The sequence below is a fragment of the Paracidovorax avenae ATCC 19860 genome (assembly GCF_000176855.2).
Lineage (GTDB): Bacteria > Pseudomonadota > Gammaproteobacteria > Burkholderiales > Burkholderiaceae_C > Paracidovorax > Paracidovorax avenae.
Map to the genome: position 1 here is coordinate 4,883,795 of NC_015138.1, position 13,561 is coordinate 4,897,355.

A 13,561-nucleotide genomic window follows, 5' to 3' on the forward strand; every position below is an offset into this window, starting at 1 on the left:
TGGGCGTTCAATATTGAATGCTGTTTTCCAGAAAGGAGGTGATCCAGCCGCACCTTCCGATACGGCTACCTTGTTACGACTTCACCCCAGTCACGAACCCTGCCGTGGTAAGCGCCCTCCTTACGGTTAGGCTACCTACTTCTGGCAGAACCCGCTCCCATGGTGTGACGGGCGGTGTGTACAAGACCCGGGAACGTATTCACCGCGACATTCTGATCCGCGATTACTAGCGATTCCGACTTCACGCAGTCGAGTTGCAGACTGCGATCCGGACTACGACTGGCTTTATGGGATTAGCTCCCCCTCGCGGGTTGGCAACCCTCTGTACCAGCCATTGTATGACGTGTGTAGCCCCACCTATAAGGGCCATGAGGACTTGACGTCATCCCCACCTTCCTCCGGTTTGTCACCGGCAGTCCCATTAGAGTGCCCTTTCGTAGCAACTAATGGCAAGGGTTGCGCTCGTTGCGGGACTTAACCCAACATCTCACGACACGAGCTGACGACAGCCATGCAGCACCTGTGTTACGGTTCTCTTTCGAGCACTCCTCTATCTCTAAAGGATTCCGTACATGTCAAAGGTGGGTAAGGTTTTTCGCGTTGCATCGAATTAAACCACATCATCCACCGCTTGTGCGGGTCCCCGTCAATTCCTTTGAGTTTCAACCTTGCGGCCGTACTCCCCAGGCGGTCAACTTCACGCGTTAGCTTCGTTACTGAGTCAGTGAAGACCCAACAACCAGTTGACATCGTTTAGGGCGTGGACTACCAGGGTATCTAATCCTGTTTGCTCCCCACGCTTTCGTGCATGAGCGTCAGTACAGGCCCAGGGGATTGCCTTCGCCATCGGTGTTCCTCCGCATATCTACGCATTTCACTGCTACACGCGGAATTCCATCCCCCTCTGCCGTACTCCAGCGATGCAGTCACAAATGCAGTTCCCAGGTTGAGCCCGGGGATTTCACATCTGTCTTACATCACCGCCTGCGCACGCTTTACGCCCAGTAATTCCGATTAACGCTTGCACCCTACGTATTACCGCGGCTGCTGGCACGTAGTTAGCCGGTGCTTATTCTTACGGTACCGTCATGACCTCCCTTTATTAGAAGAAGGCTTTTCGTTCCGTACAAAAGCAGTTTACAACCCGAAGGCCTTCATCCTGCACGCGGCATGGCTGGATCAGGCTTGCGCCCATTGTCCAAAATTCCCCACTGCTGCCTCCCGTAGGAGTCTGGGCCGTGTCTCAGTCCCAGTGTGGCTGGTCGTCCTCTCAGACCAGCTACAGATCGTAGGCTTGGTAAGCCTTTACCCCACCAACTACCTAATCTGCCATCGGCCGCTCCGTTCGCGCAAGGCCTTGCGGTCCCCTGCTTTCATCCATAGATCTTATGCGGTATTAGCAAAGCTTTCGCCTCGTTATCCCCCACGATCGGGCACGTTCCGATGTATTACTCACCCGTTCGCCACTCGTCAGCATCCGAAGACCTGTTACCGTTCGACTTGCATGTGTAAGGCATGCCGCCAGCGTTCAATCTGAGCCAGGATCAAACTCTACAGTTCGATCTTGAAATTTAAAGTCTTTCGACTTCACTCATAAAAACGGAATTGAAGTGAACTTCACTTCTATTCTCATGAGCGTTTGTAGTGCTAAGCACTAGTTCCGAAGAACTTGGCACTCGCCATCAAACGCCCACGCTTATCGGCTGTATATTTTTAATGAACCAGAAGATCAGATTTCTCTTTTCTTCTCAACTCGCTGCAATCAGCGAAGCCTTGAATTCTAACAGAGTTTTTAAAGTCCTGTCAAACTTTGTGGTTATTTGTCTTTCGACTTCTAACCACCCGCCAACTTTAACCGCCGCAATCTCTTGCAGCACCTCAGATCAGCGAAGCCTTGAATTCTACACCAGTTTTTAGCACCAGCGCAACTCTCAGCAAAACTTTTCTCTTCTGCCACCTTCACCACCTACCCTCATCGCAATCCCCTCAGGAACCGCAGCAATCTCAGTAGCGAAGCCCGCTAGTATAGCAACAATTTCGCGTCGTGCAGGCATTTTTTGCAACCCGCCCTACCAAAGGTGCACGATGTCCCCTGGGTTCGCCTTCCACTATCTATATCTATGGCTCTCATCTCCCTCCTAGACGCACAACTGGCCTTCGGGCATACCGCCCTGCTGGACCATGCCGACTTTTCCCTGGAGGCGGGCGAGCGCGTGGGGCTGATCGGCCGCAACGGTGCAGGCAAGTCATCCCTGCTCAAGATTCTCGGGGGGCTGGCGCACACGGACGATGGGGCGATGCATGTCCAACAGGGCCTGCGGATCGCCTATGTGGCGCAGGAACCGCTGCTGGACGCGGGGCATACGGTGTTCGAGTCCACGGCCGCAGGGCTGGCGCACGTGGTCGCGCTGCGGCAACGCTATGAAAGCGCCACCGGGGCCGACCTGGATACGCTGCAGACCGAGATCGAGGCCGTGGAGGGCTGGAATTGGGAGCGCAGGGTGGAGGAAACGATGCAGCGGCTGCACCTGGATCCGCGAGCCCGCGTGGGAGACCTGTCCGGCGGCCTGAAAAAGCGGGTCGCCCTCGCGCAGGCGCTCGTCACCCGGCCCGACGTATTGCTCCTCGACGAGCCGACCAACCACCTCGACGTGGATTCCATCGAATGGCTGGAAGAGTTGCTGCTGGCATTTCCAGGCAGCGTGGTCACGATCACGCACGACCGCGCGTTCCTGGACCGCATTTCCACCCGGATCGTCGAACTCGACCGGGGTCGCCTGCTGTCTTTCCCGGGCAACTTCGGACAATACGTGCAGCAGAAGACCGAGCAGCTGGCGCAGGAGGCGGTGATCGCCGCCAAGGCCGACAAGCTGCTGGCCCAGGAAGAGATATGGATACGCAAAGGAGTGGAAGCCCGCCGCACCCGGAGCCAGAGCCGCATCAGCCGGCTGGAAGCCCTGCGGACGAGCCGCGCGGCGCGCCGGGACGCGCTGGGAAGCGTCAGGATGGACATCGCGTCCGGATCCGCGTCTGGCTACCAGGGAAAGATCGTGGCCGAGCTGGCGCACGTGGCCAAGGCGTTCGGGGACAAAGCCATCGTGCAGGACTTTTCCGCCACGATCCTCCGCGGCGACAAGGTCGGGCTGGTCGGCCCGAACGGCGCCGGCAAGACGACCTTGCTGAAGCTGATCCTGGGCGAGTTGGCACCGGACAGCGGCACCATCCGCCGGGGCGCCCACCTGGAGGTCGCCTATTTCGACCAGATGCGCCACGCGCTGGATCTCGACGCGACCCTGGAAGATTTCATCAGCCCGGGCAGCGAGTGGATCGAGATCGGGAAGCAGCGCAAGCACGTCAAGAGCTACCTGTCGGACTTCCTCTTCTCGCCTGCACGGGCGCAGTCTCCCGTGAGGTCGCTGTCCGGCGGGGAACGCAACCGCCTGCTGCTGGCACGTCTTTTCGCACGCCCGGCCAATGTCCTCGTGCTGGACGAGCCCACCAATGACCTGGACATCGATACGCTGGATCTGCTGGAGGAACTGCTCCAGTCCTATGACGGTACGGTGTTCCTGGTCAGCCACGACCGGATGTTCCTCGACAACGTCGTCACCAGCACCATTGCCTATGAGGGCGATGCGCGATGGCGCGAATACGAAGGAGGCGTTCAGGATTGGCTGGTGCAGTCCCGGCGCAGCCGGGCCCTGGCCGGCGCCCCGGCGCGCCCAGCGGCGCAGGAAACGGTGGACAAGGAAGCGTCCGCCCCATCCCCAAAGCGCACAGCACCGGTGAAAAAGAAGCTCAGCTACAAGGAACAGCGGGAGCTGGAACTGCTTCCGGAGCGCATTGCGGCCCTCGAGGCGGAGCAGAACGCCATCCGTGCAGAACTGGCGGATGGCAGCCTGTATGTCCGCGACGGCGCGCAGGCCGCGGCGCTTCACACGCGGGAAGGAGAGATCGAGGACGAGCTCATGGCAGCCCTCGAGCGCTGGACGGAACTGTCCGAGCAGTGAAGGCAGGCAGCAGCGGCCGGATACCTACTGCTGCTGCCGCAGCCATGCCTCAGATGCGGTGGTGGAGGCGGTCCGTCGCCCCGCGCAGGCGGGTAATCAGCGCTGGCGCGATCTGGGTGAGGGGCAAGACCTCGTCGGCGGCTCCGTGCGCGATGGCCTCCCGGGGCATGCCGAAGACGATGCAGCTGGCCTCGTCCTGCACGTAGTTGTAGCTGCCGGCGTCCTTCATTTCGCGCATGGCGGCAGCACCGTCATTGCCCATGCCGGTGAGCATGACGCCGAACGCATTCTTGCCGACCACGGCGGCCGCGGACTTGAAGAGGACCTCCACCGACGGCTTGTGGCGGTTCACCGGAGGACCATCGTCCACCACGGCCACGTAGTTGGCGCCGCTGCGGGCGACATGGAACTGCTTGCCCCCCGGTGCAATGTAGGCGTGGCCGGGCAGGATGCGTTCGCCGTTCACCGCCTCCTTGACGGTGATCTGGCACAGGCCGTTGAGGCGGGCGGCGAAACTCGTCGTGAACCCGGGTGGCATGTGCTGCGTGATCACGATGGCGGGGGAGTCGGCCGGCATCTGCACGAGCACTTCGCGGATGGCTTCCGTCCCGCCCGTGGATGCGCCGATGCAGATGAGCTTTTCGGTGGAAAGACGCCCGAGCAGCGTGGCGGCCGGCGCAATGGGCGCTGCTGCACCGGGCTGGGCGGCCTTCTCGGCAGGGCGCGGCGCAGGGGCCCGGCGTACCTGGGCAACCGCGGCCACGCGGATCTTGTCCACGATCTGCGCCGCCAGTTCGTTGAGGCCGCTGGAAAGTCCCACGCGCGGCTTGGCCACGAAATCGACGGCCCCCAGCTCCAGGGCTTTCATGGTGACTTCCGCACCGCGCTCCGTGAGGGTGGAGATCATCACGACGGGCATGGGGCGCAAGCGCATCAGCCGGCCCAGGAAGTCGATGCCGTCCATGCGCGGCATTTCCACATCCAGCGTGATCACGTCGGGATTCATCTCGCGGATCATCTCCCGGGCGATGAGCGGATCGTTGGCCGTCCCGATGCACTCCATGTCGTGCTGCCGATTGATGATTTCCGACAGCAGACTGCGCACCAGCGCGGAATCATCCACCACGATCACCCGGATCTTCCTGCTCATTCCCTCTTGTCCTTCTCAATCAAAAAAGGTCCACCGACCCGCCGGCCGTGGCCTTGGCCACGGTGGCCGCATTGCCCTTGACGTCCTGCGCGACCAGGGCCTCCGGATGGGCATGGGCCAGCCGCTTGACCATGGCCTTGCCCGTCACGGGGAAAAATACCACTTTCCGCGGGTAGATATCGAGCACGTCCTCGGAAACGATGGGAATTCGCTCCGTCTGCAGGTAATTCATCACGAAGGTGGTGTTTCGCTCTCCCACGTTCATGGTGGTGAAATTGTGCATGACCTGCCCGCCGCCGAAGACCTTGGCCTGCATGGTTTCCCTGCGCGCGCCCAGTTTCAGCATCTCGTTGATGAGCAATTCCATGGCATAGGACCCATAGCGGCCCGACACGTCGTTGGAGTCGCCGTCGGGCAGCATGAAATGGTTCATCCCGCCGACGCGGCTGCGGCTGTCCCAGAGGCAGGCGGCGATGCAGGACCCGAGCACCGTCATGATCACGAGGTTTTCGTCCGACACGAAATACTCCCCGGGCAGCACCTTGACGGCGTTGTGCTGGAAGTGGTGGTCGAAGAAGAAGAAGGAGGCCTCGCCCGGACGGCGGGAGCGGGCCTTCAGTTCCTGCAGCGTCGATTGCTTGGCGGGCGCAGCCGCGGCCGAATAGATATCGGCGCTCAGGGGCGCGATGCGGGGAGCCCGGCGGCGGTCAGCCCCGTCGAGTGACGAGGGAGGGGACGAAGCACCAGACGCGGGAAGGGAGCCAGGGCGGTTTGGGGTCATGGAGGGCTTCTTGCGGAATGCGGCCTTTATCGGCGCTCATAGACGGTCTTGCCGCGCAAATTGAACAGATCACGGGATTCGCTGAAGTTTTCCGCGTGCCCGACGAACAGCATGCCTCCCGGCTTCAGCACACGGTGGATCTTCTCCAGTACTCTGCGCTGCGTGGGTGCATCGAAATAGATCATCACATTGCGGCAGAAGACCACGTCGAAGGGCTCGCGGAACGGCCAGTCGTCGCGGATCAGGTTGACGCTCATGAATTCGATGGCGCGCCGCAGCTCGGGCTTGACCCGCGCCAGGCCGGCGTTCGGGCCCTTGCCCCGCAGAAAGAACTTCTGGAGCCGCTCGGGGCTCAGGCCCTTCACGCTGTCCAGCCGGTAAACGCCCTCGGATGCGGTGGCAAGGACGCGGGAATCGATATCGCTCGCCGTGAGCTTGAAGGGTGCATTGGCCCCCAGCGATTCGATCGCGGTCATCACGATCGAGTAAGGCTCTTCCCCCGTGGATGCGGCATTGCACCAGACGCTCCAGGGCCCGGAGGGGCGGCTGCGCAGCAGTCCCGAAAGGATCTCGAAGTGGTGCTGCTCCCGGAAGAATGCGGTGAGGTTGGTCGTCAGTGCATTGACGAACTCCTGCCATTCCGGCCCGTCGTGGTTCTCCAGCCAGCTCAGGTATTCGTGGAAACTGGTGTGCCCCGTTTCCCTCAGCCGCCGGGACAGGCGGCTATAGACCATGGCGTGCTTGCCGTCGTGCAGGCTGATGCCTGCGCGCTGGTAGATGAGTGCCTGCACGCGGGAGAAATCCGCATTGGTCCAGACGAACTCCCGCCCCTGGGCCAGGGGACCCGAGGACGGGGCGGCGCTGGACTCCGTGTCGCGCGGAGGGACGGAAGAAGAAGAGGTCTGGCGCATGTTGGATTCGTTTCAGTTCCGCATCTCTGGCAACCGGCCGGTGCACCGGCGAAACGCCGCTCTTGTTCCGCGTTGGCTTGGGAAGGGCCTGTCTGCCTCGCCCCTCCCGGCAGATCAATCGTGCGTGGATATGAGGCCCATGTCCGGGTTGGACATGAGCTTCTCGATGTCGAGAAGGATGAGCATGCGCTCGCCCACGGAACCGAGGCCCACGATGCAGTTGCTGTCGATGGAGCTTTCGATTTCCGGGGCCAGCCGGATCTGGTCGGACGTGAGCTCCATGACGTCGCTCACGGAGTCGACCACGATCCCCACGACCCGGTTGCGCAGGTTCAGGATGATGACCACCGTGAAACTGTTGTATTCGGCCTTGGAGCAGTCGAACTTGAGCCGCATGTCCACGATGGGCACGATGGTGCCGCGCAGGTTCGTGACGCCCTTGATGAATTCGGGCGCGTTCGCGATGCGGGTCGGCGGCTCGTAGCCCCGGATTTCCTGGACTTTGAGGATGTCGATGCCGTACTCCTCCTGGTCGAGGCGGAACGTCAGGTATTCGCGGGCGCCTCCCACGGAAGCGCCAGCCGCTTCGTTCGTTTTTTCCATCACAGTCGCCATGAGTGGCTCTCCTTCAGTCTGCCCAGCGGCGTATCAATGGCGGACACGGCGGACCAGGGCCCCGGTGTCGAGGATCAGTGCCACAGTGCCGTCGCCCAGAATGGTGGCGCCCGACACGTTGGGCACCTTCCGGTAATTGGTCTCCAGGTTCTTCACCACGACCTGGTGCTGCCCCAGCAGCTCGTCCACCAGCAATGCAACGCGGCTGCCGTCCGCTTCGACGACCACCATGATGTTGCTGGACTTGCTCTGGTCGATGCGTGGCACCTGGAAGGTTTTCTCCAGGGCGATGACGGGCATGTACTCGTCGCGCACCTTGACCAGTTGCGAGCCCTGGGCCACCGTGTTGACGTCGTCGGGATTGACCTGGAAGGACTCCACGACGGACGACAGCGGCAGGATGTAGACCTCTTCGCCGACGCCGACCGACATGCCGTCCATGATGGCCAGGGTGAGCGGCAGCCGCACCGAGACGCGCATGCCGTAGCCTTCGGCGGAATCGATCTCGACGGAACCGTTGAGCGCGGCGATGTTCTTCTTGACCACGTCCATGCCCACGCCGCGGCCGGACACGTCGGTGACCTCGTCGGCGGTGGAGAAGCCGGGGGCGAAGATGAGTCCCCAGACGTCCGCATCGCTCATCTGGTCGGAAACGTCCAGCCCGCGCTCGCGTGCCTTGCGCAGGATCTTCTCGCGCGACAGGCCGCGGCCATCGTCACGCACTTCGATGACGATGGAGCCGCCCTGGTGCGAAGCGGACAGCGTGATGGTGCCGTGCTCGGACTTGCCGGCAGCGAGGCGGTCCGCCGGCATTTCGATGCCGTGGTCGCAACTGTTGCGCACCAGGTGGGTCAGCGGGTCGGTGATCTTCTCGACGAGGCTCTTGTCGAGCTCGGTCGCTTCGCCCAGGGTGACGAGATCGACCTTCTTGCCCAGCTTGTTGGCCAGATCGCGCAGCATGCGCGGGAAACGGCTGAACACGATGGACATCGGAATCATGCGGATGGACATCACCGATTCCTGCAGATCCCGGGTGTTGCGGTCGAGGTCTGCCAGGCCCGCGAGCAGCTGCTGGTACACCGCGCCATCGAGGCCCCGGCTGTTCTGCGCCAGCATGGCCTGGGTGATGACGAGTTCACCCACCAGGTTGATCAGTTGGTCCACCTTGTTCACGGCCACCCGGATGGTGGTGGATTCCATCTGCGCCTGGCTGACGGCCTTGGTCTCCGCGGCGCGTCCGCCGGCGGCTGCCGGCCTCGATGCCGAGCCATCGGCAGCACCGCCGGCGGAGGCGCCTGCGGCAACGGCATCCGGACGCTCGCCGGGCATGCCGGGGGCTCCCGGGAAGAACCCGTAGGAAACCTCCAGCGCGCCGCCGGGGGCGGACGGGGCGGACGCCACGCCGGGGGCCTCCTCGGCTGGCTCGGGCTCGGCCGCACCGGCGGCAGTGATGCGCACCTGCTCCTTCGAGACATGGAATGCGAACAGATCGAGCAGGTCGTCGTCCGTGGAGGTGGTTTCCACGCCGAACACGCGCACGCCTGGCTGGTCGGAGGGCAGGTCGCGGATGGTGCCCAGGCCGACGATGTCGCGGAACAGGTCCTTGATGGCGTCCGCCTGTTCGTTGCGCTCGACAGGGCCGATGCGGATTTCCAGCGAACGGGCCACGCCGGGGCCGGAGGGTGCGGGCATCGACGAGGGAGCAGGCACGGGGGCCGGGGCCGGCGCGGCCTGCACGGGAGCCGGGGCGGGCGCAGGAGCCGGGGGTGGCGGCGTGGCGGGGCCCGCAGCAGGCACGACGCCCGCGGCGAGTTCGCTGATGCGGCGCACCAGGTCGCCCGTGGACACGGCCTCGCCCTGGCCGCCCGCCTGATGGCGGGCCAGCAGGCTGCGGGAGGCGTCAGCGGACTCGAGCAGCACGTCCACCATCTGCGGGATGGGCTGGAGTTCGTGCCTGCGCAGGCGGTCCAGCAGGGACTCCATCTGGTGGGTGAGTTCGGCGACGTCGGAGAAGCCGAACGTCGCGGCGCCCCCCTTGATGGAGTGCGCGCAGCGGAATATGCCGTTGAGCTCTTCGTCGTTGGCCGCGCTCAGGTCCAGATCCAGCAGCATGTGCTCCATCTGGTCCAGGTTCTCTCCAGCTTCCTCGAAAAAGATCTGATAGAACTGGCTGAGGTCGAAATCGCCGCCGGCGCCTTCTTGGTAGTTTTCGGCCATGAATGGCTCCCTTGTGCTTGTGTATGACGCCGAGGCTCAGCGGATCACTTTCTGGATGACCTCGATCAGGCGGTTGGGATCGAAGGGTTTCACGAGCCAGCCCGTGGCGCCGGCATTGCGGCCGGCCTGCTTCATCTGGTCGCTGGACTCGGTGGTGAGGATCAGGATGGGGATGGTCTTGAAGCGCGGATGCTCGCGCAGCTTGCGCGTGAGGCCGATGCCATCCAGGCGGGGCATGTTCTGGTCGGCGAGGACCAGCTGGATGTCATGGGTTTCCGCCTTTTCCAAGGCATCCTGGCCGTCAACGGCCTCCACCACGTGGTAGCCGGCACCCGTCAAAGTGAAGGACACCATCTTGCGCATGGAGGGCGAATCATCAACGGCGAGGATCGATTGCATTTAAGGCTCCAACTCACTTGAATATATAAGGTAACCAGACGGGGCAAGGTCAGAAGAGATCAATGGAACCGGCGTCCATCTCGCTTTGGGTGACCGGATTGGGGCGGTCTGGCGCCATCTCGGCGAACGGTGCGGCCTCCTCGCCCTCTTCGGAGCCCATGGCTTCGGAGGCAAGCCTGAACGCGCAGCCCTGGAGCACCTTGGTGGTGTGCCAGATCAGCTGCGAAGCCATGTCCTGGAATTGCAGTTCGGTGACGGCACTCCTCAAGGCAGTGCGCAGCGCGAGCAGCTCCGGGGAGCCCTTGATCAACTCGTCCGACAGGGCCTGGTTGGCTTCGCCGAAGCGGGCAAGCAGATTGTCGGTAGCATGGCTGAGCAAGCCTTCGAGGCGGTGCAGGTCGCGCATGACGACGAGCAGGGAATCCTGAAGTTCCGCAGCCACCATGACGGGGAGCTGGACTCCTGGCTCATCGGGGCCTGTTAGCGTAGATTGCATGGTTTCTCCATGGCAGCAGGCGGCTCAAGGCACGCTAAATCCATTCCGGCAAACACGCTGGTGGCCACACCACCGGCAACGACGCACCGCCCGGTCGGCGAAGCGCTCCTGCAGGGCACGAACGGCACGCCATGGTGCGCCGTTTGTTCCAATATGTATCCTATGATAGCGTTCATATGGTCTCAGGAGTAATGGTTAAACCCCTGCGCATCCTGCATCTCGAAGATTCCCCTGCGGACCATGCTTTGGCATGTATTACGTTGCGCCGCGCCAACGGGATGTATGAAATACGCCACGCCGACACGATGGAGTCGTTCATGGCCTGGCTGGATGCGGAGCGATTCGATCTGGTCCTCGCCGACTACCGTCTTCCCGGTTTCACGGCGCTGGACGCGTGGCGCTGGGTGAGCGAACGCGGCGACGCCCCGCCCTTCGTGCTGCTGTCCGGCGCCATCGGCGAGGCCGCAGCCGTGGATGCGATGCGCCTGGGGATGGCGGACTACCTCCTGAAGGACGACATGGCCCGGCTGCCTCACGTGATCGGCCGCGCCATCGAAGTGCATGAAGCGCGCAGGGCGCGGGAGCAGGCAGTGCGCGACCTCGCGGCGTCGGAAAGGCGGCTGGCGGAACTGACCGAGCACCTGCAGATTTCCATCGAGCGGGAGCGTGCAGCGATCGCCCGCGAAATCCACGACGACATCGGCGGCTCCCTGACGGCAGTGCGATTCGACGTGGGGTGGATCGCCCGGCATTCCACGGAAGAGGCCGTGCGGGACCATGCCGGCAGCGCCACCGAGATGCTGCAGCATGCCATCGAGGCGAGCCAGCGCATCATGATGAACCTGCGCCCGCCCATCCTCGACCAGGGGCTGGTGGCCGCGGTGCAGTGGCTGGCCGAGAGCTTCGAGCGCCGCACCAGCATTCGCACCCGGCTGCATTCCAGCCGGGATACGATCGAGGTGCCCGGCGACGTGCAGCTGGTGGCCTACCGCACGGCGCAGGAGGCGTTGACCAATGTGTCGAAGTACGCCCAGGCCCGGCATGTCACCATCGATCTCTCGGACAGCGAGCGCGTGCTGACGCTGGAGGTGACGGACGATGGCTGCGGCATGGAGCCCGCCACGCGGAACAAGCCGAAGTCCTTCGGGCTCAAGGGCCTGCAGGAACGGGCGAGAACGGTCGGAGGGTGGCTGGACATCAGCAGCCAGCCCGGGCGCGGCACCTCGGTCATCGTGTCGATCCCGCTGGAGCCGCAGGTCGGCCAGGACGTAGCAGACCCGGGAGAAATGCCATGATCCATGTCGTGCTGTGCGACGACCATGCCGTGCTGCGGCGCGGCATCCGTGACACGCTCACCGAGGCGCCGGACATCCAGGTGACCGGGGAGGCCGGCGGCTATTCGGAACTGCGCGAGATCCTGCGCAAGGCGCCCTGCGACGTGCTGCTGCTGGACCTGAACATGCCGGGCCGCAGCGGGCTGGAGGTTCTGAGCAGCCTGAAGGAAACGGACTCGGCCATCAAGGTGCTCGTGGTGTCGATGTACCCCGAGGACCAGTACGCCCTGCGCTGCCTGCGGGCCGGGGCGCAGGGCTATGCCAACAAGGCGGGCGATCCCATGGAACTGATCGAGGCCGTCCGCACCGTGATGAAGGGCCGCAAGTACCTGACGCCGGAGGTGGCGCAGATGCTCGCGGACAGCCTGGCGCAGCCCGCGCCCGAGCTGCCCCACGAGGCCCTGTCCGAACGCGAGCTACAGACGCTGGTGAAGATCGCGTCCGGCAAGCGCCTTTCGGATATCGCGGAAGAGCTCATGCTGAGCCCGAAGACCGTGAGCGTGTACCGGTCTCGTGTGCTGGAAAAGCTCAAGCTCAGCAACAACGCCGAACTGACGGTGTACGCCATCCGCAACCAGCTGGTGTGAACGGCCGGCCGTTCACCGCTGCGATGCGAAGAGGTCGATGGATTGCTGCATGAGGGTGAGCACCGGCTGCTCGAGCATGGGCAGCGTGGCGGCGATGCCCAGCAGCCCGACGGTCAGGGTCACCGGAAACCCCACAGCGTAGATGTTCATCTGCGGCGCCACCCGCGAGATGACGCCCAGGGCCAGGTTGACGAATGTCAGCAGCGCGATCATGGGCAGGGCGATCCAGAGCGCGCTGGAGAACAGCGAGGCGCCGAGATCGTGCAGGCGCATCTGGCCGATCGACTGCAGGAAATTGCCATCCACGGGAAAGCTGTCGAAGCTTTTCACCACGGCCATGAGCACCATGAGATGGCCATTGATGACCACGAAGAGCAGCATGGCCATGTGGCCGAAGAAGCGGCCCACCGCACTGACCTGTCCGCTGGTGGAGGGATCGAAGAAGGACGCGAAGTTGAGCCCCATCTGCAGGCCGACGACCTCGCCCGCCAGCTCGACCGCGGAGAAGACCAGCCGCACCGCGAAGCCGACCGACATGCCGACCGCCACCTGCTGGGCGACCGCGCCGAGCGCTCCGCGGCCGTTGACGCTGATGACGGGCTGGTCGGGCAGCACGGCCTGCGCGCACACGGCCACCAGGAAGGCCAGGCCGATCTTGGCGCGGACGGGGATGCTGCGCATCGAGAACACCGGCGCGACCATGAAGACGGCCAGCACCCGCAGGAACGGCCACAGCACCGGCGAGAGCCAGGCCATGATCTGCGCCTCGGAGAAGGTGATCACGCCGCGCTCAGGTGACGACGGACGGGATGGATTCGATGGTGCGCCGGATGTAGTCCACGAGGGAGGTGATCATCCAGGGCCCCGCGACCGCGAACACGACCATGGCGGCGATGAGCTTGGGCACGAAGGCGAGCGTGGCCTCCTGGATCTGGGTGACGGCCTGGAAGATGCTGACGAGCAGCCCGATCACCATGACCGCGCCGAGCACCGGCATGGACACCATGAGCAGCAGCGTGAGCGCGTCGCGCCCCATCGTCAGGACCATTTGGGAGGTCATG

The 13,561-nt window shown here is 63.5% G+C and carries 12 protein-coding genes and 1 rRNA gene; 3 read left to right on the forward strand and 10 right to left on the reverse strand.

Annotated elements, in window-relative coordinates; all coding sequences use genetic code 11:
* Positions 1-31 precede the first annotated feature (31 nt).
* A 16S ribosomal RNA gene (locus tag ACAV_RS21180) occupies positions 32-1,560 on the reverse strand.
* A 560-nt stretch (positions 1,561-2,120) separates the two neighbouring features.
* On the opposite strand from ACAV_RS21180, the gene ACAV_RS21185 reads away from it, so the two are divergent.
* Positions 2,121-4,010: an ATP-binding cassette domain-containing protein gene (locus ACAV_RS21185; protein WP_013596626.1), complete on the forward strand. Its 1,890-nt coding sequence runs from the start codon at positions 2,121-2,123 to the stop codon at positions 4,008-4,010.
* Positions 4,011-4,059: 49 nt separating this feature from the next.
* Here the strand turns inward: ACAV_RS21185 and ACAV_RS21190 are convergent, their stop codons facing one another.
* From ACAV_RS21190 to ACAV_RS21220, 7 genes are all read right to left on the reverse strand, one after another.
* Positions 4,060-5,160, reverse strand: a complete 1,101-nt coding sequence (locus ACAV_RS21190; RefSeq protein WP_013596627.1) for a protein-glutamate methylesterase/protein-glutamine glutaminase — start codon at positions 5,158-5,160, stop codon at positions 4,060-4,062.
* 19 nt (positions 5,161-5,179) lie between these two features.
* Positions 5,180-5,941, reverse strand: a complete 762-nt coding sequence (gene cheD / locus ACAV_RS21195; RefSeq protein WP_013596628.1) for a chemoreceptor glutamine deamidase CheD — start codon at positions 5,939-5,941, stop codon at positions 5,180-5,182.
* A gap of 26 nt (positions 5,942-5,967) precedes the next feature.
* Complete coding sequence (locus ACAV_RS21200) at positions 5,968-6,852, reverse strand: CheR family methyltransferase (protein WP_013596629.1); 885 nt, start codon at positions 6,850-6,852, stop codon at positions 5,968-5,970.
* Between the two features lie 114 nt (positions 6,853-6,966).
* Complete coding sequence (locus ACAV_RS21205) at positions 6,967-7,467, reverse strand: chemotaxis protein CheW (protein WP_013596630.1); 501 nt, start codon at positions 7,465-7,467, stop codon at positions 6,967-6,969.
* Positions 7,468-7,500: 33 nt separating this feature from the next.
* Complete coding sequence (locus tag ACAV_RS21210; protein ID WP_013596631.1) at positions 7,501-9,684, reverse strand: chemotaxis protein CheW; 2,184 nt, start codon at positions 9,682-9,684, stop codon at positions 7,501-7,503.
* A gap of 36 nt (positions 9,685-9,720) precedes the next feature.
* Positions 9,721-10,083 (reverse strand): response regulator, encoded by a 363-nt coding sequence (locus ACAV_RS21215; RefSeq protein WP_011797390.1) that lies wholly within the window; start codon positions 10,081-10,083, stop codon positions 9,721-9,723.
* Positions 10,084-10,132: 49 nt separating this feature from the next.
* Positions 10,133-10,579, reverse strand: a complete 447-nt coding sequence (locus ACAV_RS21220) for a hypothetical protein (protein ID WP_011797391.1) — start codon at positions 10,577-10,579, stop codon at positions 10,133-10,135.
* 191 nt (positions 10,580-10,770) lie between these two features.
* Between ACAV_RS21220 and ACAV_RS21225 the strand changes: the two genes are divergently transcribed.
* Positions 10,771-11,874: a hybrid sensor histidine kinase/response regulator gene (locus ACAV_RS21225; RefSeq protein ID WP_013596632.1), complete on the forward strand. Its 1,104-nt coding sequence runs from the start codon at positions 10,771-10,773 to the stop codon at positions 11,872-11,874.
* Positions 11,871-12,500 (forward strand): response regulator, encoded by a 630-nt coding sequence (locus ACAV_RS21230; RefSeq protein ID WP_011797393.1) that lies wholly within the window; start codon positions 11,871-11,873, stop codon positions 12,498-12,500. Before ACAV_RS21225 ends, ACAV_RS21230 begins: the two co-directional genes overlap by 4 nt.
* Before the next feature lie 12 nt (positions 12,501-12,512).
* Here ACAV_RS21230 and fliR read toward each other — a convergent pair whose 3' ends face one another.
* Positions 12,513-13,283 carry a flagellar biosynthetic protein FliR gene (gene fliR, locus ACAV_RS21235; RefSeq protein ID WP_013596633.1) on the reverse strand — a complete coding sequence of 257 codons (771 nt, stop codon included), beginning with the start codon at positions 13,281-13,283 and terminating at the stop codon, positions 12,513-12,515.
* Positions 13,284-13,290: 7 nt separating this feature from the next.
* On the reverse strand, positions 13,291-13,560 hold the full coding sequence (gene fliQ, locus ACAV_RS21240) for a flagellar biosynthesis protein FliQ (protein WP_013596634.1): 270 nt from the start codon (positions 13,558-13,560) through the stop codon (positions 13,291-13,293).
* Position 13,561: the final 1 nt, after the last annotated feature.

Excerpts from the sequence above, each read along its gene's own strand:
- ACAV_RS21220 (WP_011797391.1), bottom strand. The coding sequence starts at position 10,579 with ATGCAATCTACGCTAACAGGCCCCGATGAGCCAGGAGTCCAGCTCCCC.
- ACAV_RS21190 (WP_013596627.1), bottom strand. The coding sequence starts at position 5,160 with ATGAGCAGGAAGATCCGGGTGATCGTGGTGGATGATTCCGCGCTGGTG.
- ACAV_RS21225 (WP_013596632.1), top strand. The coding sequence starts at position 10,771 with ATGGTTAAACCCCTGCGCATCCTGCATCTCGAAGATTCCCCTGCGGAC.
- ACAV_RS21185 (WP_013596626.1), top strand. The coding sequence starts at position 2,121 with ATGGCTCTCATCTCCCTCCTAGACGCACAACTGGCCTTCGGGCATACC.
- ACAV_RS21230 (WP_011797393.1), top strand. The coding sequence starts at position 11,871 with ATGATCCATGTCGTGCTGTGCGACGACCATGCCGTGCTGCGGCGCGGC.
- fliQ (WP_013596634.1), bottom strand. The coding sequence starts at position 13,560 with ATGACCTCCCAAATGGTCCTGACGATGGGGCGCGACGCGCTCACGCTG.
- ACAV_RS21205 (WP_013596630.1), bottom strand. The coding sequence starts at position 7,467 with ATGGCGACTGTGATGGAAAAAACGAACGAAGCGGCTGGCGCTTCCGTG.
- ACAV_RS21210 (WP_013596631.1), bottom strand. The coding sequence starts at position 9,684 with ATGGCCGAAAACTACCAAGAAGGCGCCGGCGGCGATTTCGACCTCAGC.
- cheD (WP_013596628.1), bottom strand. The coding sequence starts at position 5,941 with ATGACCCCAAACCGCCCTGGCTCCCTTCCCGCGTCTGGTGCTTCGTCC.
- ACAV_RS21215 (WP_011797390.1), bottom strand. The coding sequence starts at position 10,083 with ATGCAATCGATCCTCGCCGTTGATGATTCGCCCTCCATGCGCAAGATG.
- ACAV_RS21200 (WP_013596629.1), bottom strand. The coding sequence starts at position 6,852 with ATGCGCCAGACCTCTTCTTCTTCCGTCCCTCCGCGCGACACGGAGTCC.